A 20000-nucleotide genomic window follows, 5' to 3' on the forward strand; every position below is an offset into this window, starting at 1 on the left:
CGATGGTACTGCACTCGGGAGGGTGTGGGAGAGTAGGACACCGCCGGACAATCTTCCAGTCAGGGCCACCCTTCGGGGTGGCCCTGACTGCGTTTGTGGCCCGCTTCCGAGAATCGACCCGGGCACGCTGCCGCGTCTCGTACCGTCGGTGCGGGACCGCCCGTGCCTGCCCCGTCAGGCCGGCGGAAAACGTGACGCGGTGTACGCGTCCTCCCACGATCGGGACGTACCGGTCGGGGTACCTGCTGATGGTTCGGCCGGAACTGACCGCCAGGCGCTGGCGGAGGCAGGAGTGGTCATGAAGATCGGAATTATCGGGTCGGGGCACATCGGAGGCACCCTCACCCGTCGACTGCGCACGCTGGGCCACGACGTCACCGTGGCCAACTCGCGCGGGCCGCAGAGCCTGAGCGACCTCGCCGCGGAGACCGGCGCCACGGCCGGCACCATCGAGGAGGCCGCCCAGGACGCGGAGCTGGTCGTCATCGCCGTTCCGCTCAAGGCGGTGCCGAAGCTGCCGGCGTCGCCCTTCGACGGCAAGCTGGTCGTCGACGCGGACAACTACTACCCCGAGCGGGACGGCGACATCCCCGAGCTGCTCGACCGCAGTCTCAGCTCCAGCCGCTGGACGGCGGACCACCTCAAGGGCGCCCGGGTGGTGAAGGTCTTCAACAACATCCAGGCCGCGTACCTGATGGACGGCGGGAAGCCCGCGGGCACGCCGGACCGGATCGCGCTCCCGGTGGCCGCGGACGACGCCGACGCCAAGCGGCTGGTCATGGAACTGGTGGACGAGCTGGGCTTCGACCCGGTGGACGCCGGCACGCTCGACGAGAGCTGGCGCCAGCAGCCGGGCACCCCGGTCTACGGCACCGACCGCGACGCGGACGGCGTACGGCGGGGGCTGGCCGAGGCGCGGCCCTGAGAGGGCGTACGACAGCACAGAGCCCCGCCGGCCATGTGGCCCGGCGGGGCTCCTTCGTGCGTGCGCCCGACGGGCGTCAGGCGGGCGGCTTGGCGCAGATGAAGCGCGGCTCGGGGTCGTAGCGCCAGCTGAACTTCTCCCGCTTCACGACCTTGCCGTCCTTCTTGATGACCCGGAAGGCGTCCTGGGCGAAGCCGACGGCGCCGGCGGCCTCGATGCAGTCCGGGCCGGGCTCGAGGTAGACGGTCTTCGGCTGGGTGATGTTCCGGCGCGGGCCGTACTCGGTCTTGACGCTGTCGTAGATCTTGGTGCTCCACATCGACACGGTGATCGTGCTGGACGTGTAGGACGTGTCGATCAGAACGCCGTACGGGGTGTTGTTGCGGAACTTGAAGTCCAGCTGCGGCCAGTAGATGGTCGACTCGATGACCGCGGGGTAGCGGCTGAAGTAGAACGAGTGCGGCTTGTGCTCGACGTCCTCCAGCCCGGCGTAGTAGCTGGCGTTGAAGAGTGTGGTGGTGAACTGCGAGACGCCGCCGCCGACGCCCGGCACCAGCTTGCCGTTCACGATGGTCGGCGCGTCCTTGTAGCCCTGGTCGTAGCCGCGCTCGCCGGTGTGGCCGTTGAGCGAGAAGGTCTCCCCCGGCTGCACGATGGCGCCGTCCACGTCCTTGGCGGCCTGGACGATGTTCTGGCTGCGCGGTGAGGAGAGACCGCCGGGGAACCGGGTGGTGAAGGTGGAGACCCGCTCCTTGATGCCCAGCTCGGCGAGCTTGGCCTCGGTCAGCTCGGGCTCGGCCGGCTTCAGCGCGACGGTCACCGTGCGGCCGTCCGTCTTCGGCAGGACGGCGAGCAGGTCGCGGCCGAGCGCTGTGGCGTCGACCTGCCGGCCGGCCCGGGCCGGGACCACCTTCGGCTTGCCGCCGCTGATGGTCAGGCCGGCGTCCTTCGGCGCGACCTCGAGCTTCGCCAGCCGGTCGCCCAGCGCGGTACGCAGCCGCTTGACGTCGACGCGGGGGGTCAGCTTGCCCGCGTCGTCGGCCGAGAAGCGCAGGCCCCGGGCGATGGCCGTCGGCGGGATGGTGACCGAGCCACCGTCGGTGGTGAGCGTGACGGGCGCCGCGACGGCCGGCCGGGCCAGCTCGGCGAGGAGCCGGTCGACCTCCTCGCGGGTGCTCGCCGGCCACTTCTCGACCAGCGGCACGGCCACCGGCGCGCCGGCCAGCCAGCCGGCCTTCACCGCGTGGGCCGCGCCGGCCGCGTCGACGGTCAGCGCCGGCTTCGGGTAGACCGGTTTCGGGGTGGTGCCGGTGAAGATGATGGCCGGCATGGTCATCTCGCGGCCCTGGTCGCCCATGGCCCTGCGCAGCGCGGCCTCCAGCCGGGCGGTGTCGACGGTCACCACCGGCTCGACCGTGCGGGAGCCGACGAGGCGGCTCACCGGGTGCGCCTCGGCGGCGGCGGCCGCCGCCACGGTGGCGTCCACGTCGATGGCGAGCCCGATGTCGGCCGGCTTCAGCTCGGCGCTCTTCTCGCCCACGGTGACGGTGATCGGGGCGTTCAGCGCGGCCGCCCGGCGCTCCAGCTCGGCGTGGAGCGCCCGGGCCGCCTCGGCCCGGCTCCGGCCGCCCAGCTCGGCGCCGAGGACGGTGGTGCCCCGGGGCACGTCGCCGGCGTACGCGTAGGCGCCGAGACCGGTGCCGGCGGCCAGCACGGCGGCGACGATGCCGCCGGCGAGCAGCATCCGCCCGCGACGGGACCGCCCCGGCTTCCCGGGGCCGCCCGGTGCGGCGACCGGATCCGGCTCGACGTCCGGCCAGCTCACCGCCGCCACCTTCACGGTGGGCCGGTCGTCGGCGGAAGGCACCTTTTCGCCGTACAGCGTCACAGCAACCTCGATCGGAAGTACCACGTGGGGACCGCTTCTCCCACGGGAGACACCTACGGTAACCAACGCTCGGGCCGGCCGGGAGTCTCCGCCCCGGCGGTCGTCGGGCCCGCGGGTCCGCCGCCGCCCGGTGTCGCCGTCATCACCCCGGGCGGGACCCCCGCGCCGGTCCGGATCGTGGGACGGTGGCCGGGTGCGGACGGATGAGCGGACCCTGGCGTACGGCGGTGGCTGGCTGGACCGGGCGGGGGCGCTGCGCGCCGACCCGGGGTGGATCGCCGCGCGGCTGACCGACCCGGAGAGCGTGCTGCTGCCGCTGTGGCGGGACCGCTGCCTCGTCTCGGCAGACCGGGCGCCGGTGCGCCGCTCCGCGGCCGGAGCGGCCGAGCTGCGCGCCGCCGCCGACGAGACGGTCTTCCTCGGGCTGGACGCCGGCCGGGCGCTGTTCGCCGTGGACCTCTCCGGCCGGGGCGAGGCCGAGGCGTGCGCGCTGGCCGGCGCCGCCGAGGCGGTGGATGTTCGGGCCCTCGTGGGCGGGCTGGGGGCCGCCGAGGCGGCCGTGCAGGCGTACGCCAAGGGATTGCTGCACTGGCACCGGGGCCAGCGGTTCTGCGGCGGCTGCGGGGCGGCGACAGTGGCCCGCGACGGCGGCCACACGCGGTCCTGCACCGGCGCCGGCTGCGGGCGGCTGCTCTTCCCCCGGATCGAGCCGGCGGTCATCGTGCTGGTCGAGGCGCCCGGCGAGCCGGAGCGCTGCCTGCTGGCCCGGCACCGGGGCGCGGCGGAGGGCTCCTGGTCGACCCTGGCGGGCTTCGTGGAGGTCGGCGAGAGCCTGGAGGACGCGGTGCGCCGGGAGTTGGCCGAGGAGGCCGGGGTGACGGTGGTCGACGTGGCGTACCAGGGGTCGCAGGCGTGGCCGTTCCCGGCGGGGCTGATGGTCGGCTTCCGCGCGACGGCGGCCTCGACCGAGGTGCGGGTGGACGGCGACGAGGTGGTCGACGCGCGCTGGTTCACCCGGGCGGAGCTGCGGGAGCGGGTGGCGGCGGGCCGGCCGCTGGGCCGGATCGACTCGATCGACCACCACCTGCTGCACGGCTGGCTGGCCGCCGACGACTGAGCGCCGGGACCGGCGCGTCAGCGCCGCGGACGGAGGGCCAGCCAGGCCATCACGGCGGCGGTCAGCGCCGCGGTGGCCAGCGCGCAGCCGAGGACCCCCTCGACCGTACGCGGAGCGACCAGCAGGGCCGCCCCGGCCAGCCCCACGGTGGCCGCCCAGAGCGGTGCCGCGGGGAACCGGGCGCCGCTGGCCACCCGGTCGTTGACCAGCATGAAGACGACCGCGTACAGGGCGCCGGTGGCGACGAAGAGCGGCGCCTCGCCGGCCAGGTGCAGGTAGTCGGCGCCGCCGGCCAGCCGGAACGCCAACTCCCCGCCGAACGCCGCGGCGGCCACCAGCACCGACCCGCAGGCGAGGATGACCGCCAGGCCCAGCGCCCGGGCCCGCCGGTCGCCCCGGGCCAGCCGGGGCAGCACCAGCAGCGTCACGACCTGCGGCGCCCAGAGCGCGCCCTTGGTCAGCACCGCGCCGACCGCGTACGCCCCGGAGCCGACCGCCGGCAGCAGTTGGCGGGCCAGGATCAGGTCGGCGTACGAGATGGTGAGCGTTGCCAGCGTGGCCGCGCACGCGGTCATCACGTCCCCGGAGCGCAGGTCGCGCTGCCCGGGCTCGGCGACGGTCGTCGGCCGGCCGCCGGCGGCGAGGCGGGCCAGCAGCGGCAGCACGAGGAGGCCGGTGACGGCGGCGAGCGCCAGCGCGGTGACCGCGTCCCCGCCCAGCGCCAGCCCGACGACCAGGCCGCCGTACCGGCCGACGGCGAGCACCGTCATCGCGGCGGAGAGCCGGAGGAAGCGCTGGTCACCCTGGAGTTCGCCGAGCCACCGGCCGGCCAGCACGGTGGCGAAGGTGGTCGCCGCGAGCAGCAGGGTCAGCGCCACCGGCAGCCGCAGCAGCACGGTCAGCACCGGCGCCGCGACCACCGTGACCGCCGCGGTGACGGCGGCGGTGAGCAGCGCCAACCGGCTGGTGCGGGTGGGCCCGCTCCGCGCCCGGTGCACCGCGACGGCGATCTGGAGGCCGAATCCCGGCACGGCCGCGATGGCGCCCAGCGCGAGCACGGTCGCCAGCGCCCCCAGATCGGCCGGGTCGAGCCGGTGGGCGCCGAGCACCGGCACCAGGTAGGCGAGCGCGTTGGTCAGCATGGTGGCGACCGTGACGGCGGCGCCGGCGGCCCCGAGCCGCCCCACGCCGGCGTCCCTGCCGATCGTCTGTGTCATGCCGCCTCGAATGGCCCGCCCTGCTCTGAAGACCGCGGCCGAAAACCGGCCGGAGCCGCGCCCGACCGGGGGAACGGTACCGGTCCGCCGGCCGGCCCGTAAGCCCCGCACCCGCGACCCCTGCCCCCGCCGCCGGGAAGGGGCTAGTGTGCTGCCCGTGACGTCGACGAACGAGGCCGCGGCAGCGACCTCCGGCCTGGCCGCGAAGCTCCCGGAGCGGTGGGTGGCGAACGGAATCCGGCTGGTCTATCCCCGGGTGGAGCCGGAGCTGGCCCGGCTGGCCGACTTCGTGCCACGTGGTGGCACGGCGGTCGACGTCGGCGCCTGGTACGGCCCCTGGACCGCCCGCCTGCTGCGCCGCGCCGACCGGGTCGTCTCGGTCGAGCCCACTCCGGCCCTGGCCCGGCAACTGCGGGCGGCGTTCCCGACGGTCGAGGTGGTCGAGGCGGCCGTCTCCGACCACCCGGGCAACGCGTCGCTGCACGTTCCGGACGGTGGCGCGATCGTCGGCACCTCTTCGCTGGAAGACCCGACGCTGGGCAACGCGATCCAGGTGCCTCGAATCACGCTCGACTCCCTCGGCCTGGCCGACGTGCGCTTCGTGAAGCTCGACATCGAGGGGCACGAGCTGCCCGCGCTGCGCGGCGCGGCCGAGACGATCCGCCGCGACCGCCCGGCGCTGCTCATCGAGGTGGAGGAGCGGATCCAGCCGGTCGAGCCGCTGTTGGAGCTGCTCAGCGGCTGGGGTTACCGGGGGTACGTGCTGCCGGGGCGCAACTGGGTGCCGCTGGCGGACTTCGACCTCGGCCGCCACCAGCGTGAGGCGATCGTCCGGGTGGGGCAGAGCTTCGCCCGCCGGGTGCTCTGGCCTCGCCCGCGGTACGTCAATTCGGTGCTGTTCCGGCCGGCGTGACCGACGGCCCCCGCCGGCGCGTCACTGCTGGGGGGTCGGGGTGCCGATCGCGACCTCGTTGGTGCAGAGCGTCACGCCCGGATCGTCGACGCTCAGCTCGACGGTGTCCCCGCCGCCGGTGAACTCGAAGAAGATCTGGTGCAGCCCGGTCTTCACCGGGAACCGCTTCTCCTTCCCGCCGAGGCGGAAGGTGCCCGTGGTCTCGCCAGAGCTGAGGTAGCCGATCCGGACCACCCAGAACCAGTCGTCGCGCGGCCCGGTGAGTGGCAGCCGTGCCGTCTCGCCGCCCGTGACCTTCCAGCCGCACGCCTGCTCCGGGCCGGGCTGGGCGGTCGGGCCGTCGACCTTCACCGGGCTGATCCGGCCGGTGCTGTCGAAGAGCGACGGGTTCTCCGCCTCGGTGACGAAGACCGGCCGCTCCGGCAGGGCGTGGAAGAACGTCGACTGCCGGTTGTACGGCGCGGAGAGCAGCGGCACCACGTCACCCGGCACCGGCTGGTCGAAGAAGACCGTGTCGGGCGGGGCCGCCGCCAGTTCGGTCCGCACCGTGTCCAGGTAGGTGCGCCCACTCTTGACCGCCCACTCGTCACCGAAACGGGCCGTCGTCCACGCGGTACCGAGACCCGCGGCGACCAGGGCGAGGGCCAGGCCGGCGGAGACCGCCTCCCGGTGACGCGCCAGCACCGCCGGGAGCGGCGGGTCGTCGGGGTCGCGCCCGCCGGTGTACGGCGGCTGTTCCGGTGTCGCGGTGAGCTTGTCCGGCGGGCTGAGCGGCCCGGCGGTGCGCCCGTCCACCGGGACCGGGTGGTCCGGTGCCGGGCTGGGCGGAAGCGCCGGGGTCGCCGTCGACCCGGTGACGGCGTCCGTGCGCCGCGGTGGCGCGTCGAACGGTCGCGCCGCGGACGGACGGTCCAGGGCCGGAAGATCGTCGTTGTCGTACTCGGCGTGGAGGACGCCGTGACCGCGGTAGGTGGCGGCCGGCACGGCGACCCGGGGTTCGGCTTCCGCGGGCACCAGGTCGTCGCGCTCACCGTCGGCCGTCACCTGCGCCGAGGCGTCCTCGGCCGGCACCTGACCCGACTCGGCGTCGGCTCGCTCGTCGCCCGTGTCCGGGTGGGGGCCGCCGTCCCGGTTCGGCGGGGGCGGGTCGGCCGGGGAAGAGTGGTCCGGCGCGGGCCGGAGGCCGAGCAGGGCGACGCCGATGCAGAGGGCGGCCACCACCACGACGTCGCTGACGTACCGGGGGACGGCACCGGCGACGTCGCTGTAGATCGAGCCGAGCCGGGTGGCGGCCAGCAGGGCGGTCACCAGGGTCAGGTACGCGGCGAGCAGCAGCCAGGCCCGGCCGGCGACCCGGCGCAGCCGTACGGTCAGCACCACCAGCACCAGGAAGGCCGCCCAGGCGATCCACCGGCCCAGCTCCGGCGGGGCGGTCACCGGGGCTCCGTCACCGGCCGGCAGCCAGCGCCACGGCCCACCGAGCAGACCCGGTACCACGGTGGAGCCGAGCAACTGCCAGAGGAACGACAGCACCTCCCCGAGCGAGTCCGGCCGGCGGAGGGACGACTCCGCCCGGGAGCCGTAGAGCGCCAGGAAGCCGAGCGAGAGGGCGGTCAGGACCAGCCAGGACGGCCAGTACCGACGAACGGTGGACAGCACCGCCCGGACGGGCGGGCCGCCGACGAAGAGGAACGCGGTGAGCAGGAAGACCAGCGGCACCACCAGCAGTGCCTTCTCGAAGAAGATCAGCCCGAACAACACCGCCAGGGCGAGGCTCACCAGGTGCCGCTTCCGGCGGGTGCGCACGTACCGGACCTGGGCGCCGATCGCGAGCACCATGGCGATCTGCATCGGCAGCATGTTCACCCCGACCGCCCACCAGGAGGTCGCCTCCAGGGTGAGCGGGCTGAACAGGAACACCGCCAGCGGCACCAGCAGCGCCCAGCCGGGGCGCACCAGGGTGCGGAGCAGCCGGGCGAAGCTCACCGCCAGCACCGCCTGGGCGGCGGTGAGGAGCAGGACGTACGGCCAGTAGGCGAGGCCGGCCGCCCGGGTCACCAGCCAGGTGATCAGCAGCGCCGCCGGCATGAAGTGGTTGTTGTAGAGGGTGAGCAGGAAGCCCGGGGTCAGGTCGGACTCCCCGGCGCGGGCGATCAGCACGTAGTCGTCGACCGCGAGGTAGCCGCGAGACGCGAGCTGCGCCCGCCAGACCAGGCTGACCAGGATCATCGCCACCGCCGCCGCTCGGATGGGATGAACGCGCGTCCAGCCGCCGAGGAGGCCGGGGCCGTCGGGGGTGGTGGGCGTGCCGGTCGATGCCATGGCGGGAAGACTGCCACACCGGCCACCGGGCGTCCCATCAGGTCAACGGGTGGTTCAGGGGACGTCAGGGCCGGGCGGGCGCCGCGTACAGTGGCCGCCGGACCAGGGCGGCGCGGGGCGCGCCGGGCGGGCAGGGTGAGGTCGACGGATGCGCGAACGGCTGGTGCCGCACGGCGTGGCCGCCGCCGTGACGGCGGTGGTGCTCGCGCCCCTGGCGTTACCCGGCTACGTGCTCCGCTACGACATGGTCTTCGTGCCCCGCCAGGCGTTGAGCTGGGACGTGATCGCCCCGGCCTCGGCGCTGCCCCGGGCCGTGCCGCAGGACGCCGTGGTCGCGCTCGTCACCCAGCTGATGCCGGGCTGGCTGCTGCAACGGCTGGTGCTGGTGGCGATCCTCTGGCTGGCCGCGCTCGGCGCCGCCCGGCTGGTGCCGACCGACCGGACCGCCGTACGGGTGGTGGCCGCGCTCGGATACGTCTGGACGCCGTACCTCGCCGAGCGGCTGCTGATCGGGCAGTGGGGGCTGCTGCTGGCGTACGCGATGCTGCCCTGGCTGGTGGCGGCGGCGCTCGACGTGCGGGCGGGCCGGCCCGGGGCGGTGCCCCGGCTGCTCCTCGCGGCCGCCGTCGCCGCGATCACCCCGACCGGCGGCATGCTCGCCCTGGCGGCGGTGGCGGTGTTGCTGCCCGGCCGGTACCCCGGCGCCGTTCGTCGGGCGGGCATGGCGCTGGTGGCGACGGTCCTGCTCAACGCGCCCTGGCTGGTGGCCGGGGCGGGCAGCGCCACCGGTGGCCGTTCCGACCCGGCCGGGGTGGCCGCCTTCGCCGCCCGCGCCGAGAACTGGGCGGGGCCGCTGGTCGCGCTCGCCGGCACCGGCGGGATCTGGAACGGGCTGACGGTCCCGATGTCCCGGCAGGCCGCGGTGGTGCCGCTGGCCACCGCGCTGCTGCTGCTCGTCGCCGGGTACGGCGTGCCGCTGCTGCGCCGGCGGTGGCCGGCCGGTGCGGCCGGCCGGCTCGGCCTGCTGGCGGTCGGGTCGTGGCTGGTCGCGGCGCTCGGCGTGCTCCCCGGTGGGGCCGCCCTGCTCGGCCGGCTGGTCGACACGGTCCCCGGCGCCGGGCTGATCCGCGACGGGCAGAAGCTGCTGGTGCCGTACGCGCTGGCCCTCGCCGTGGCCGGGGCGCTCGGCGCGGAACGGCTGGCCGACCGGCTCGCCACCCGGTTCGACGCGACCGTCGGGCGGGTGTTGCTGGTCGGCGCCGCGCTGCTGCCGGTCGCGGTCCTGCCCGACCTGGCCTTCGGGGCGGTCGGCCGGCTGCGGCCCGTCGACTACCCCGCCGACTGGGCGACGGTGGCCCGACAGGTGGCCGACCGTCCGGGCGAGGTGCTCTCCCTGCCGTTCCAGGAGTACCAGCGGTACGCCTGGAACCGTGGGCAGGTGGTGATCGACCCGGCGCCCCGGTACCTGTCGACGCCGGTGCTGATCGACGACACCCTGCGCGTCGGCGACCTCGCCGTCGGCGGGGAGGATCCCCGGGCCGCCCGGGTCCGGGCCCTGCTCACCGCCGGCCGGCCGCTGGCCGGGACCGGCGTGCGCTGGGTGCTGGTGCAGCGGGCGTCCGGGCCGCCGGTGCCGGCGTCTTCGCTGGTCGGGCTGCGTCTGGCGCATGCCGGACCGGAGTTGACCCTCTACGAGAACCCGGACTGGACGGCTCCGGCGACGACGAACGGTCCCGGCCGGGTCGGACTGGCCCACCTGCTGGCCGGAACGGTGGTGTTGACCATCGGTTTTTCGGCCGCTGCGCGGGGGCTGCGACGCGTGGTAGCGTCCCGGCACGCGAGTCCCGCGGAAGGAGAAGGTGGATGAGGAACCTGCCCGCGTTCGTCGCCGTCGGGGTACTCGGGGTCGTGCTCGGCATGCTCGGCAGCGTCGGTCTGGCGAATGCGCTCAGCCCGTCCGCCAACGAGGTCGCCAAAACCAGCACGGTGAGTGAGCAGAGCTCCGAGACCACCCTGTACGGCACCCGCTGACAAGCGCCGACCGGGGCGTCCGCCGATGCGGGCGCCCCGGCCGCGTGTGCGCCTACCGGGCGGCGGTGAGCCCGGCGACCAGCTGCGCGAAGCGGGCACCCGTCGCCGCCCAGGTGAACCGGGCCGCGTGCGCGAGCGCCGCCTCGCCCATCACCTTGCGCCGCACGTCGTCGGAGAGCAGCTCCCGGACCCGCTCGGTGAACTCCCGCTCGTCGTCCACCAGCAGCCCGGTCTCCGTGTCGACCATCGCCTCGGCGACGCCGCCCGCGTAGCGGAACGCGATCGTCGGGGTGCTCCGGGCGGCGGCCTCGACGATGGTCAGCCCCCAGCCCTCCTTCAGTGACGGGGTCAGGGCCAGCCAGCTGGAGGAGAGCACTTCGTGCTTCTCCTCCTCGCTGATGAAGCCGGTGAACCGCACCCGGTCGGCGATGCCGAGGGAGTCGCAGAGCTCCCGTAGCGGCTGCTCCCACCAGCCCTGCCCGGCCACCACCAGCTCCAGGTCCGGCAGCTCCTCCCTCAGCTCGGCCACCGTACGCAGGGCGATCTCCACCCGCTTGTGCGGAACCAGCCGCCCCAGCACCAGCAGCGACGGGTGGGGCGTCCGGGGCAGTGGGGCGCCGGTCACCGGCGGGGTGCCGTTGGGCACCACGTCGATCCGCTCGCGGTCCACGCCCAGCTCGGCCAGCTCGGCCCGGCTCGCCTCGGAGACCGTGACGTAGCGGCACCGCCGGTAGAGCCACACCGCCAGCCGGGACTCGATCCACCAGCCGAGCCGGCACATGACCGGCCCGAAGACCACCGGCCACTGCTCCCGGTGCACGTGGTGCACCAGGGCGAGCACCGGGCGCCCGGCGTAGAGCGGGGCGAAGAAGGGCACCCCGTTGCACACGTCGACGACCAGGTCCGGCCGGCCGAGGCGACGGCGGGCCAGCGGGCCCAGGCCGAACCGGCCGGCGAGACAGGTGAGCGCGGCGCGGGCGTAGACGGTGTGCCGGGAGCCGCGGCGCAGCACCCGCGTGCCGTCGGCGTTGATCTCCTCCGCCGCGCCCCGCTCGTGGGCGGCGCAGAGCAGGGTCACCCGGTGACCGGCGGCGACCAGTTCGGCGGCGATCCGCTCGATGTAGACCTCGGAGCCGCCGCCCTCGGGGTTGCTCGTATCGCGCCAGTTGAGGAACAGCACGTGGCGCGCGGTGGTGCTGCCGGACCTGTCCACGCTGCTCCTACCGATCGGTAACGGCACGATCGCGCCACCCTAGGGCGGCGGAGCGCGCCTACGCAATGGGTCGTGTCGGCAGCGACGATCGGATAACAGCTCGTCGACCGGGGGTTTGCCGGGGACCCGAAAGCTTGGCAGGGTGTGTCAGCGCGGAACCGTGCGCCGCCGGTGGCGTAACCGGTCAGGCCGGTCCGCGATACCCGTGACCTGCGGCCGGCGCCTGCCGGCTTGGCGAAGTGGCGAGGAGGTGGCCGGTCGTGGTGCCCGACGTCCCGGCGCGAATCCTCGCCCGTCGTTCCCCGGTGGTGCTGCTCAGCGCGGCCCTCGCGCTGCTGCTGATCGGCTGGGGCGGATTCGTCTGGCTGCGCGACGAGCGCAGCACGCCGGAATGCCTCCAGCGGGTACGCCTACGGGTGGCTGCCGCCCCGGTGGTCGCCCCGGCCGTGGACCGGATCGCCCGTGCCACCGTCGGCCGGCAGCCGTGCGTGGCGCTGGTGGTGCAGGCCCGGGAGTCCGACGAGGTCGCCATGGAGCTGGCCAACGGCGCCGACGTGGCGGACGCCTGGCTGCCCGAGTCCACGTTCTGGCTGCGCCGCGCCCGCTCCACCGGGGCGTTCGAGGTGCCCGGGCAGGGCACCTCGGTGGCGAGGACCGCGGTGGTGCTGGCGGTGACCGAGCCGGTCGCCCGCAGGTCGGGCTGGCCGGCGCGGCCGCTGACCTGGCGGCCGCTGGTCGGCCCGAAGGCCGACGCGGCGAAGGTGGGGCTGCCCGATCCGGCCGTCGATCCGGCCGGGGTCGGGGCGCTGCTCGGCGTCCGGGCGCTGGCCGCCGGGGCGCGCGACCCGGGCGGCGCGGTGGCGGCGACGCTGCGCAAACTGGCCGGCCGGACCTTCAGCCCGGCCGACGGCACGACCTCGCTGCCCCCGGACGCCGGGCTGCCCGGCCGCTCGGACGCGGTCGCCACCACCGAGCAGGCGGTGCTCGAACACAACGCGCTGACCGGCGCGGACAAGCTGGTCGCCGCGTACTCCGAGGTCGCCGTCCCCGATCTTGACCTGCCGTACGTGGTGCTGCCCGGCACCCCCGACGCGGTCCGTGACGCGGCGGCCGGCTTCCTCAGTGACCTGCTCACCACCGCGTCCCGGGACGTGCTGACCGGGTACGGCTTCCGTACCGCCGCCGGTTACCCGCCGGCGATGCCGCGTGACGGTCGGCTCAGCCCGGACCGCCGCGATCCGGTTCCGCTGCCCGCCGAGGAGACCGTCACCGAGATGCTGACCGGGTGGAGCGGCGTGCAGCGCAGCGCCCGGATCCTGACCGTGCTGGACATCTCGGGTTCGATGGCCGTCCGGGTGCCCGGTGGTGGCACCCGGCTCGACGTCACCCTCGCCGCCGCCCGGGAGGGGGCCGGGCTGCTGCTGGACAACACCGAGCTGGGCGTCTGGGTCTTCGCCACCAAGGTCGACGGGGATCGGGACTACCAGGAGATTTTGCCGGTCCGGCCGCTGCGTGCCCAGCGGGCCGCGTTGGACCGGCGGCTGGGCGAGGTGAAGGTCAAGCCGAACGGCGGCACCGGCCTGTACGACACCACGCTGGCCGCGTACCGGGACGCCCGGCGGCACTGGACCCCGGGCCGGATCAACCTGGTGCTGGTGATGACCGACGGCCGGAACGAGGACGCCGAGAGCATCGGACGGACGAAGTTCCTCGCCGAGCTCAAGGCCCTCCAGGACCCGCGCCGGCCGCTGCCGATCCTCTTCATCGGCCTCGGTCGGGACGTCGACCCCGACGAGCTGAACGCGATCGCGAAGGTGACCGGCGGCCAGGTGTTCCGCACCGACCAGCCGAAGGGCATGCGGCAGATCTTCTTCTCCGCGTTGGCCGCGCTGAGCTGCCTGCCGCCGGAGTGCCGGCGGTGACCACGATGCCGTCGCGTGTCGTGGCGCGGGTGCTCCGGCCGGTCCGCGAGGCCCCGGCCACCGCGCTCTGCCTGCTGCTGCTCACCGCCGTCTCGTTCGCCCAGCGACCCGGCCAGGTCACCTTCGACACCAAGCTCGACCTGGCGGCGAACCCCGTGCACTTCCTGGCCCGGGCGCTGCACCTGTGGAACCCGGAGGCCACCTCCGGCGAGCTGCAGAACCAGGCGTACGGCTACCTCTTCCCGATGGGGCCGTTCTTCGCGGCGGGGCAGCTGCTCGGCGTGCCGCCGTGGATCACCCAGCGGCTCTGGTGCGCGCTGCTCTTCTGCGCCGCCTTCTACGGCCTGCTGCTGCTGGCCCGGACGATGCGGATCGGCACCGAGCCGACCCGGTACGCGGCCGCGCTCGGCTACGCGCTTGCTCCCCGGATGCTCACCGAGATCGGCGCGCTCTCCTCGGAGGTCCTCTCCGCCGCCCTGCTGCCGTGGGTGCTGCTGCCGCTGGTCCGGGTGCATCGGATCGGCTCGCCGCGCCGGGCCGCCGCGCTGTCCGCGCTGGCCGTGCTCGGCATGGGCGGGATCAACGCGGCCGTGGTGCTGCTTGCCCTGGTGCTGCCCGGGGTGTGGCTGCTCACCCGGCGGTGGGACGCCGCCCACCTGCGGCTGGTCGGCTGGTGGTGCCTCTGCGTCGTCGGGGTCTGCCTCTGGTGGATCGTGCCGCTGCTGCTGCTCGGCGAGTACAGCCTGCCGTTCCTGGACTACATCGAGTCGTCCACCACGACCACCGCCGTCGCCTCGCTCTTCCAGGCGGTACGCGGCACCAACCAGTGGGTGGCGTACATCGTCCAGGGCGACCCGTGGTGGCCGGCGGGCTGGCTGCTGATCGACCACCCGGTGCTGATGGCGCTGACCGCGGTGGTGGCGCTGGTCGGCCTGGCCGGGCTGGCCGGCAACCTGCTGCCCGAGCGCCGCTTCCTGGTGCTCGGCTTCCTGGCCGGGCTGACCCTGCTCACGATGGGTTACGTCGGCAGCCTGGACAGCCCGCTCTCCGAGCAGGTCCGGGACCTGCTCGACGGCCCGCTGGCGCCGTTCCGGAACGTGCACAAGCTGGAGCCGGTGCTGCGGCTGCCGCTGATGCTCGGCTTCGCCCACGGCGTGGACGCCTGGGCCACCCGGCTGCACACCGCGGCCCGCCGGCGCCGCCCCGGGCTGCGGCTGCGCCCGCTGGTGTTCGTACCGGTGTTCCTGCTGCTGGTCGGCGCGGCCGCGCCGGCCTGGACGGGGCTGTTGCGTCCCGGCCCCGGCTGGTCGGACCTGCCGCCGCACTGGCGGGCCGCCGCCACCTGGCTCGCCGACCGGGACGCCCTGGCCCGCACCCTGATGGTGCCCGGCTCCGGCTTCGGCCAGTACGACTGGGGACGGACGATCGACGAACCGTTGCAGTCGTTGGCGGGAGCGCCCTGGGCGGTGCGGCACCAGATCCCGCTCGGTTCGGCCGGCAACACCCGGATGATGGACACCGTCGAGACGGTGCTGTCCGGCGGGCGGGGGTCGGCCGGCCTGGCCGACTTCCTGGCCCGCTCGGGCTTCCGCCATCTGCTGCTGCGCAACGACATCGACCGGACCCAGGCGGACGCCCCTCCGGTGGCGGTGCTGCGCCGGGCGCTGAACGGGTCGCCCGGGATCGCCCGGGTGGCCACCTTCGGCACGACCGGCGCGGTCGACCGGACGCCCGGCAGCCCGGTGGACGACGGCACCGGCACGTTGCCGGCGATCGAGGTGTACGAGGTCCAGCGTTCCGTGCCCGCGGCGTCCGCGGTGCTCACCGCCGACGTGCCCACGGTCAGCGGCGGCCCGGAGTCGCTGCTGCCCCTGCTCGAACAGGGCCTGGTCCGACAGGACCAGCCGGTGGTGCTCGCCGGCGACCGGGCCGGCAGCGGGTCGGAGGCGGCCGACGGGCGGTGGATCGTCACCGACGGGCTGCGCCGGCGGGAACGGGACATCGGCCGGGTCCGGGACAACCTCAGCCAGACGCTGACCGCGACGGAGGCGGGACGGCAGGGGCGGGTCGCCCTCGACCTGCTGCCGTTCTCCGGTCAGAAACACCAGACGGTCGCGACGTATCAGGGGATCCGCGACGTGACCGCCTCCACGGCGGCCAGTTTCGTGGACAACCTGGCCGCCGCCGACCCGTCGCACCTGCCGTTCGCCGCCGTGGACGGCGACGCCGGCACCTCCTGGCACTCCGCGCCGCTCACCGGGCCGGTGGGGCAGTGGCTCCAGCTGGACCTGGACACCCCACGCCAGGTGGGCCAGGTCTCGCTGTCGTTCGTCGACGACCTCGGGGTCGGTTGGCCGGTCACCCGGTTCCGGGTCAGCACCGACCGGGGTTCGGTCGACCACGACGTCGCCGCCGGGCTGGGCGCCCAGACGTACTACACCCTGCCGGGGGTCACCAGCACGATCCGGGTCACGGTGCTCGCGGTGGCCGGCGACCGGCTCGACGGCGGGGTGGGCATCCGGGAGCTCTCGGTTCCGGGCACCACGCCCCACCGGGCCCTGCGCGTCCCCACCGACCTGCCCGCCCGCACCGGCCCGGTCTCCTGGTCGTTCAGTCGGGGTTCGGCCGGCCGGCCCGCCTGCTTCCCGGCGGCCGCCCCCGGCTCCGACGCGGTCCCGTCCGCCGAGCCGACCACGGGCTCCGGCGCCATGACGGCCGGCTCGGGGATCCGAGCGGCGGGCACGGTCATCCGGTGCGACCGCTTCCTGGCCCGGGTCGGCGAGGAGCCGCTCGGCGTGGACCGGCTGTTCCGCAGCGCGGCGCCGGGCCAGTACCAATTGACGGTCACCGCCGTGGCCCGCCCCGGGGGCGTGCTGGCCCTCGCCGGTGCGCCGGTCACCGCGGACGCCTCGTCGTACCTGGCCGGGGACGCGTCGGTGGCGCCGTGGGCGGCCGTCGACGGTGATCCCGGCACCGCCTGGCTCGCCGACACCGGTGACCTGCGTCCGACGATCACCTTGAGCTGGCACGGGAAGCGCCGGATCGACCAGTTGCGGCTGCGCCCGGCGGAATCGCCCGTGGGCTCCCTGCCCAAGCGGGTCGAGGTGCGCGCGGGCGGCCGGGTCCAGCTGGTGCCGGTCGGCGCCGACGGTCTGGTCCGCCTGGCCGCGGTGCGCACCGACCGACTGGAGATCAGCGTGCGGGAGGCCGTCGACCGGGTGGCGGACCGGCGCGGCAACGGCTGGACCGCGACCGTCGGCATCGCCGAGGTCGAGGTCCCGGGCCTGCACGACCTGCTGCGGCCGCTGCCCGCGGAGACCCGGCTCGCCGCGCCGTGCGGTGCCGGCCCCACCGTCGAACTCGACGGCTTCCGGTACGAGACGGCGGTCGCCGGCACCCTGCGTGACGCCGTCGCCGGCGTGCCGATGGCGGTGACCCTGTGCGGGGAGACGGGCGCGGTGGTGGACCTGCCGGCCGGCGGCCACCGCCTGGCCACCTCCCCGTCGCGCGGCTTCGTGGCGCAGGACGTCACGCTGCGCCCGGCCGGGGCCGCGGCCGCCGCACCCCGGCACCGGGACGTCTCGGTGCTGGACTGGGCGCCGGCCGACCGCCGGGTGAGGGTGGGGGCCGGGGAGGACGCGCTGCTCGTCGTACCGGAGAACGCGAACGCCGGCTGGACGGCCACGATGGACGGACGGACCCTGCCGACGACCCGGGTCGACGGGTGGCAGCAGGCGTGGGTGCTGCCGGCGGGTGCCGGCGGCGAGGTGCACCTGACGTTCGCCCCGGACCGCGCCTACCGTGGCGGGCTGGCCGGCGGCGCGCTGAGCGTTCTCGTCGTGGTGCTGCTGGCCGCCTGGCCGGTGCGTCGAAGGATCGCGGACGGGGCGCAGGTGGCGGCCGAGGGGGCGCCCTGGCTGATCGGCACGTTGCTGGTGGTGCTGCTCGCCGCGCTGGGCGGGGTGCTGCCGGTGGCGATCGTGCTCGCCGCGATGCTGCTGCGCCAGCTCGCCCGTCGCGCGCTGCCCGTGGTGGTCTTCGGCGGCCTGACCCTGGCCACGGTCACCGCGGTGGCGGGCCGGCTGCGGGGCCACGGCCAGGAATGGGCGTACGGCACGTGGGTGCAGGCGGCGATGCTCGTGGCGATCGGCGCGGTGGTGGCGGCGGTGGTGCCGGTCCCCGGCGCGCCGCCGAACCAGGACGCCGGCCGGCCCCCGGAGGACGCCGGCGGGCCGGTCGGAGACGCCGCGCCGGCGCGGGTGACAGTCCCGGGGACCGGCGACCCGCCGGTCGCCGGCGAGGACGAGGACGGGACGGTAGTGCGATGACGGCTGCGCAGGAACGGGCGGCCCGCCGCCGGTTCGCCACCCTGGGTCGTTCGGTGACCCTGTTCCGGGCGTTCCTGGTCGAGCAGACCGACCCCGACCACTTCTACGGCCTGCTGGCCGACGATTCGGTGCGACAGGTCTCCGGCTACACCCCGCTGGCCGGGCGGACGGTGCTCGACGTGGGCGGTGGCCCGGGCTACTTCGCGCAGGCCTTCCGCGCGGCCGGCGCGCACTACGTCGGTCTCGACCCGGACGTCGGCGATTTCTCCGCGGCCGGGTCCGCCGCCGGCATGCTGCGCGGCAGTGGCACCGCGCTGCCGGTGCGCACCGGCAGCGTCGACGTCTGCTTCTCGTCGAACGTGCTGGAACACGTCTCCGAGCCGCACCGGATGCTGGACGAGATGGCCCGGGTGACCCGGCCGGGCGGCATTCTCTTCGTCTCGTTCACCCCGTGGCTGTCGCCCTGGGGTGGGCACGAGACCGCACCCTGGCACTACCTGGGCGGGGACCGGGCCCGGCGGCGCTACCAGCGGCGGACGGGGCGTCCGCCGAAGAACCGCTTCCGCGAGACCCTCTTCCCCGTCTCCATCTCCGACGCGCTGCGCTGGACGCGGGGCAACACCGACGTCGAGGTGCTCGACGCCCTGCCCCGCTATCACCCCTGGTGGGGCCGCTGGATCGTGCGGGTCCCCGGAGCGCGCGAGATCGGCTCGTGGAACTTCCTGCTCGTGCTCCGGCGTGCCGGTGGGCAGCCGGACGGGCTCGGGCAGGCGGCCGTCGGTACCGATGATTCACCGGCTGAGGCGGGAAAAGTGGGGCTGACCGGGGGTCGCGTCGCGATGTGACTAAGTAGTAACCTCGCGGCCATCTCGCTGATCTACATCGACGATAATGAGCTCCTCCAGGGAGGAAAAATGAAGCACCGCGCCCTCGGTGCCGTGCTGTTCGGGGTTGGCGTACTGCTCCTGGCGCTGGCCGCCGGGCTGGTGTTCGTCGTGACCCCTGCGCTGGCCAAGCTCCCCTACGATCTGGATTCCTCGACCTCGGTGGCGGAGGCCACCAACGCGGAGTTCCTCCAGATCAACGACGGGTCCATCAAGATCAACAACGGTACCCTCAAGTCCACCGTCCTGGTCACCCCGCTCCCCAAGGAGACGGCGGACCTGACCGGAGACCTCGACGGCAAGGCCGTGGTGTGGCAGGTCGGCCAGACCGTGGAACGGGTCGACAACGGCCAGCTGGTCAGCGCGTACGGCGCCCAGCTGGCCCTGGACCGGGTCTCCGGCGCGGCGCAGGAGTGGAACGGTCAGTGGCTTGACGACGCCGGCGAGCAGGACAAGGGGATCAGGTTCGCCGGCCAGATCTACAAGTTCCCGTTCAACACGGAGAAGAAGGACTACCAGATCTTCGACCGTGACCTGCGGGCCGTCCGGGACGCGAAGTTCGCCGGTACGGAGAACATCGAGGGCATCGAGACCTACCGGTTCGAGCAGGTGATCACGGACGAGCCGCTGAACCTCGACTCGGGGCGGCTCACCCCGCTGCTGGCCACGTTCGCGCCGGGCGCGACCGACGGCAAGGTCGTCTACAGCAACCAGCGGACGGTCTGGGTGGACCCGGTGACCGGGTCGTTCATCAAGGTGCGCGAGGTGCAGAAGAAGGTGCTGAACCCGAACGTGGGCTCCCCGACCACGCTGCTGAACGCCGACTTCGCGTACAACGAGGCGACCATCAAGGCCTCGGCGGACCGGGCCAAGGACAGCCGGGACAGCCTCCGACTGCTGAGCGTCTACGTCCCGATCGGGCTGGCCGTGCTGGGCCTGGCGCTGCTGATCGGTGGCGCGCTGATGGGTCGTGGCGCAGCGGCCGCCACGGTGGGCGAGGCGCGGCACCGGGCCGACGTCCCGACCCCCGTCGAGGAGCGGGGCGCGGATCCGGCGACGGACGAGCAGTTCGAGGTCGATCGGCAGGGCGGCCCGCTGAGCGACGAGATCCCGCCGGCGTCGACGAACTGGCGCACCGACGAGGAGCCGACGGTGCCGGCCCAGCGTCCGACCGTGGACGACGAGGCCGAGAAGCGCTGACGTAGAGCGCGCGGGGGGCGGGTCGACCGATGGTCGACCC

Annotated in this window: 13 protein-coding genes; 9 read left to right on the forward strand and 4 right to left on the reverse strand. The window is 74.7% G+C overall.

From position 1 onward, the window contains the following. The first annotated feature begins 298 nt into the window (after window positions 1-298). Window positions 299-925: an NADPH-dependent F420 reductase gene (locus ABZV78_RS27325; protein WP_355643059.1), complete on the forward strand. Its 627-nt coding sequence runs from the start codon at window positions 299-301 to the stop codon at window positions 923-925. Between the two features lie 76 nt (window positions 926-1001). On the opposite strand, the gene ABZV78_RS27330 is transcribed toward ABZV78_RS27325, so the two are convergent. Further along, window positions 1002-2813 (reverse strand): VanW family protein, encoded by a 1812-nt coding sequence (locus ABZV78_RS27330; protein ID WP_355643061.1) that lies wholly within the window; start codon window positions 2811-2813, stop codon window positions 1002-1004. A 193-nt stretch (window positions 2814-3006) separates the two neighbouring features. Here ABZV78_RS27330 and nudC point away from each other — a divergent pair, with 193 nt between their 5' ends. Then, window positions 3007-3930, forward strand: coding sequence for an NAD(+) diphosphatase (nudC, locus tag ABZV78_RS27335; protein ID WP_355643063.1), 924 nt, complete (start codon window positions 3007-3009; stop codon window positions 3928-3930). 17 nt (window positions 3931-3947) lie between these two features. Here the strand turns inward: nudC and ABZV78_RS27340 are convergent, their stop codons facing one another. Continuing rightward, complete coding sequence (locus ABZV78_RS27340; RefSeq protein ID WP_355643065.1) at window positions 3948-5147, reverse strand: polysaccharide biosynthesis protein; 1200 nt, start codon at window positions 5145-5147, stop codon at window positions 3948-3950. A 157-nt stretch (window positions 5148-5304) separates the two neighbouring features. On the opposite strand from ABZV78_RS27340, the gene ABZV78_RS27345 reads away from it, so the two are divergent. Then, complete coding sequence (locus ABZV78_RS27345) at window positions 5305-6060, forward strand: FkbM family methyltransferase (RefSeq protein ID WP_355643067.1); 756 nt, start codon at window positions 5305-5307, stop codon at window positions 6058-6060. Window positions 6061-6081: 21 nt separating this feature from the next. Here the strand turns inward: ABZV78_RS27345 and ABZV78_RS27350 are convergent, their stop codons facing one another. Beyond that, entirely contained in the window at window positions 6082-8382 is a 2301-nt protein-coding gene (locus ABZV78_RS27350) for a hypothetical protein (RefSeq protein ID WP_355643069.1), read from the reverse strand. A 148-nt stretch (window positions 8383-8530) separates the two neighbouring features. Here ABZV78_RS27350 and ABZV78_RS27355 point away from each other — a divergent pair, with 148 nt between their 5' ends. Both ABZV78_RS27355 and ABZV78_RS27360 read left to right on the forward strand, forming a co-directional pair. Beyond that, window positions 8531-10249: a hypothetical protein gene (locus ABZV78_RS27355; protein WP_355643071.1), complete on the forward strand. Its 1719-nt coding sequence runs from the start codon at window positions 8531-8533 to the stop codon at window positions 10247-10249. Continuing rightward, entirely contained in the window at window positions 10246-10413 is a 168-nt protein-coding gene (locus ABZV78_RS27360; protein WP_355643073.1) for a hypothetical protein, read from the forward strand. Before ABZV78_RS27355 ends, ABZV78_RS27360 begins: the two co-directional genes overlap by 4 nt. Window positions 10414-10465: 52 nt before the next feature. On the opposite strand, the gene ABZV78_RS27365 is transcribed toward ABZV78_RS27360, so the two are convergent. Beyond that, window positions 10466-11626, reverse strand: coding sequence for a glycosyltransferase family 4 protein (locus ABZV78_RS27365; protein WP_355643075.1), 1161 nt, complete (start codon window positions 11624-11626; stop codon window positions 10466-10468). A 260-nt stretch (window positions 11627-11886) separates the two neighbouring features. Between ABZV78_RS27365 and ABZV78_RS27370 the strand changes: the two genes are divergently transcribed. The 4 genes from ABZV78_RS27370 (at window position 11887) to ABZV78_RS27385 (ending at window position 19960) form a co-directional block, all read left to right on the forward strand. Then, the gene (locus ABZV78_RS27370; RefSeq protein ID WP_355643077.1) at window positions 11887-13548 is read left to right on the forward strand and encodes a substrate-binding domain-containing protein; all 1662 of its coding nucleotides are present in this window, start codon (window positions 11887-11889) and stop codon (window positions 13546-13548) included. A gap of 5 nt (window positions 13549-13553) precedes the next feature. Next, window positions 13554-17876, forward strand: coding sequence for an alpha-(1->3)-arabinofuranosyltransferase (locus ABZV78_RS27375; protein WP_355643078.1), 4323 nt, complete (start codon window positions 13554-13556; stop codon window positions 17874-17876). Then, a complete protein-coding gene (locus ABZV78_RS27380) occupies window positions 17873-18721 on the forward strand; it encodes a class I SAM-dependent methyltransferase (RefSeq protein WP_355643080.1) in 849 nt (282 codons plus the stop codon). The genes ABZV78_RS27375 and ABZV78_RS27380 overlap by 4 nt, the downstream gene beginning before the upstream one ends. Window positions 18722-18790: 69 nt before the next feature. After that, the gene (locus ABZV78_RS27385; RefSeq protein ID WP_355643082.1) at window positions 18791-19960 is read left to right on the forward strand and encodes a DUF3068 domain-containing protein; all 1170 of its coding nucleotides are present in this window, start codon (window positions 18791-18793) and stop codon (window positions 19958-19960) included. Window positions 19961-20000 lie beyond the last annotated feature (40 nt).

It is taken from the genome of Micromonospora sp. NPDC004540 (assembly GCF_040610095.1).
Classification (GTDB): domain Bacteria; phylum Actinomycetota; class Actinomycetes; order Mycobacteriales; family Micromonosporaceae; genus Micromonospora.

Bases quoted from the DNA above. Each gene is read 5' to 3' on its own strand.
- ABZV78_RS27325 (WP_355643059.1), top strand. From the start codon at position 299: ATGAAGATCGGAATTATCGGGTCGGGGCACATCGGAGGCACCCTCACC.
- ABZV78_RS27340 (WP_355643065.1), bottom strand. From the start codon at position 5,147: ATGACACAGACGATCGGCAGGGACGCCGGCGTGGGGCGGCTCGGGGCC.
- ABZV78_RS27350 (WP_355643069.1), bottom strand. From the start codon at position 8,382: ATGGCATCGACCGGCACGCCCACCACCCCCGACGGCCCCGGCCTCCTC.
- ABZV78_RS27355 (WP_355643071.1), top strand. From the start codon at position 8,531: ATGCGCGAACGGCTGGTGCCGCACGGCGTGGCCGCCGCCGTGACGGCG.
- ABZV78_RS27360 (WP_355643073.1), top strand. From the start codon at position 10,246: ATGAGGAACCTGCCCGCGTTCGTCGCCGTCGGGGTACTCGGGGTCGTG.
- ABZV78_RS27375 (WP_355643078.1), top strand. From the start codon at position 13,554: ATGCCGTCGCGTGTCGTGGCGCGGGTGCTCCGGCCGGTCCGCGAGGCC.
- ABZV78_RS27380 (WP_355643080.1), top strand. From the start codon at position 17,873: ATGACGGCTGCGCAGGAACGGGCGGCCCGCCGCCGGTTCGCCACCCTG.
- ABZV78_RS27385 (WP_355643082.1), top strand. From the start codon at position 18,791: ATGAAGCACCGCGCCCTCGGTGCCGTGCTGTTCGGGGTTGGCGTACTG.